This window comes from Streptomyces sp. NRRL S-31, from assembly GCF_000718775.1.
Lineage (GTDB): Bacteria > Actinomycetota > Actinomycetes > Streptomycetales > Streptomycetaceae > Streptomyces.
In genome coordinates this window covers 1-229 of the sequence record NZ_JOCB01000302.1, presented here as the reverse complement: position 1 = coordinate 229, position 229 = coordinate 1, and the positions used below count along the sequence as shown (strand labels likewise).

Below are 229 nucleotides of genomic sequence, written 5' to 3'. Positions count from 1 at the left end.
GGTGAACCAGGACGGTGCGTCGAACGGGCTGACGGCGCCGAACGGTCCGTCGCAGCAGCGGGTGATCCGGCAGGCGCTGGCGGTGTCCCGGCTGGCGGCAGCGGACGTGGATGTGGTGGAGGCGCATGGGACGGGGACGACGCTGGGTGATCCGATCGAGGCGCAGGCGTTGCTGGCGACCTATGGCCAGGAGCGGGTGGAGCCGTTGTGGCTGGGGTCGGTGAAGTCG

At 71.2% G+C, this 229-nt stretch carries 1 protein-coding gene; it reads left to right on the top strand.

The features are described 5' to 3' along the window. Window positions 1-229: hypothetical protein (locus tag IF37_RS40555; RefSeq protein ID WP_037858570.1), on the top strand; the 229-nt coding region annotated here is incomplete at both ends.